Below are 1984 nucleotides of genomic sequence, written 5' to 3'. Positions count from 1 at the left end.
ATGAACTACCCCGCCGTGTAGACGGACGGGGTTTCTAAGTCCCCGTCAACAAAGTCCGCACTTTGAGATTTTGAGCGCTTCATTTGCCCCAGTTGCCTCATCGAGCCTGTATGTTTACGGGTCGAATCAGTAGAGCTTGAGCATCGACGATTAACGAGGCCAGTTCCTAACCCCGGTTGCCGATCTGCAGCAACATTCCACATCACCATGACCGAGCCTTGGTCTCTTGGCACCTCAAAACCACAATCATCACAAACATGGTAACGATTACTCAACTGTGCCCATTCTTTATGAACTGTTCCACAGCTAGGGCATCTCTGAGAAGGCTTGACTCTCCTGGTGTCAATGGTTATATGCAAACCACCTTTACCTAAAATTTTATACAACACCATCTGATTTAATGTTCCAAAGCCAACATCAAGCAGAGAACGGTTGAGACCTGCTTTTTGCTTTGAGCGTTTACCTGTCTTGGCTTTTCGGGTCATGCCTTTAACATTTAATTTTTCAGTAACTACGATGTCATAACAACTAGCAATATCTGTAGTTACTTTATGCTGCCAATCTTGTCTTACGGCTGATTGTTTGGCCTTGAGCTTAGAGATTTTTCTCTTCGCTTTTTTCCATCTACTTGATGCTTTTTGCTTACCTTTAATTGGTCCTTGCTTTCTTTTGAGTTGACGTGAAGCTTGCTGAATTTTTGGGGCAAACTCCCTGTCAAATCTAGGATTACTAATTTCGTCAAAACCATAGCCATCATCACAAGTCAAAGCTGTTTGAGTACCAAGGTCAAAAGCCACCATTGACTCATAATCTAAGGGAGATTTACTGCCAAACAACGGTAATGGTTCCGAGGTCTTGATACTAAATGAAACATACCACTCATCTTTATGAGGACGATAAACAATCGTACAAGTAGTAGGTTTTCCCCAATACTTAAACCTACCCCGCATCCTGAGTCTCATACCCAAGTCATTAAGTGTCACCCATCCACAGTTAACAGAATATTTTTGGCACTTTTCAATTTGCACCTTAAAACCTTGACGACCATCTGGGTAAGTCCAACCGGAGTAATTCCTAATTGACTTAAACTTTGGGCGTTTCCTGATTCCTTTAAAAAAAGCATTATAAGCTAAGTCAACACGCTTGACTGTTGCTTGCAATGAACTTAAATTAAGCTGTTGATAATCGGACCACTGCTGTCTAAAACCTGGTAATGCGTTTTGCTGAGTGAAATAGTCTACATTTGAGCGATTTTTTCTCCACTCAAAACGCCTATGAGCGACACAAGCGTTATACAAAAGCTGGTGTAGTTTTCTGACTAAAAATAGTTTTTCTTTCTGTACTTTTGTCGGATACAGTCGAAAAGTCAATCTTCTATTGGCCATAGAACTATCACCTCTAGATAAAGTTTGAGTCGATATAATTATCTTAACACCAAAAATAAAAATGAGTAGAAATTATGGAAAAAGAATTAAACCGTGGTTCTCATGTAGTCTATGACATTCACCTGCATATATGTTTCGTGACTCAATATAGAAAAAAAGTATTGACTACAAACATGATTAAAGATATGAGGGAAATCATAGAAAAAGTTTTAACTGCTAAACGCTGTTCCTTAGAAGAGTTTGAAGGTGAGCCAGACCATGTACACATATTGATTCAGCTACATCCAGACAATAATATTTCCCAGTTAATATCATCTCTAAAGTCTGCTACCAGCAGAATTATTAGACGAAAATATGCTCAAGAAATCAACCAATTTTACTGGGGAAAAGCTAAATTATGGCATGACTCAAAATGTATAGTTTCCTGTGGTGGCGCACCCTTGGAAATAGTCAAAGATTACATCAAAAATCAGTCGGGAGGTAGACAAACATCTTGATCGAAGCGGATCAACATTTATTTATGTAAGGGGGTGCTTTCCGCCCCACCCTGTGGAGGAGTGGGGAAACCAGCACCCCCTTACCAACCCCCTTATGGTTGT

2 protein-coding genes are annotated in these 1984 nt (G+C 40.2%); one reads left to right on the top strand and one right to left on the bottom strand.

Translation table 11 applies throughout. From position 1 onward, the window contains the following. Positions 1 to 5: 5 nt before the first annotated feature. Positions 6 to 1385 (bottom strand): transposase, encoded by a 1380-nt coding sequence (locus tag F6K06_RS33425; protein WP_287245489.1) that lies wholly within the window; start codon positions 1383 to 1385, stop codon positions 6 to 8. Positions 1386 to 1459: 74 nt separating this feature from the next. On the opposite strand from F6K06_RS33425, the gene tnpA reads away from it, so the two are divergent. Next, a complete protein-coding gene (gene tnpA / locus F6K06_RS33420) occupies positions 1460 to 1882 on the top strand; it encodes an IS200/IS605 family transposase (protein WP_192901108.1) in 423 nt (140 codons plus the stop codon). The last annotated feature ends 102 nt before the right edge of the window (positions 1883 to 1984 follow it).

It is taken from the genome of Okeania sp. SIO1H4, from assembly GCF_010672695.1.
In the GTDB taxonomy this organism is placed as follows: domain Bacteria; phylum Cyanobacteriota; class Cyanobacteriia; order Cyanobacteriales; family Microcoleaceae; genus Okeania; species Okeania hirsuta.
The sequence above is the reverse complement of the archived record's forward strand: the minus strand, read 5'-3'. Positions and strand labels throughout refer to the sequence as shown.

What these genes read in the sequence shown, in the direction of transcription:
- F6K06_RS33425 (WP_287245489.1), bottom strand. Translation starts at nt 1,385, where the DNA reads ATGGCCAATAGAAGATTGACTTTTCGACTGTATCCGACAAAAGTACAG.
- tnpA (WP_192901108.1), top strand. Translation starts at nt 1,460, where the DNA reads ATGGAAAAAGAATTAAACCGTGGTTCTCATGTAGTCTATGACATTCAC.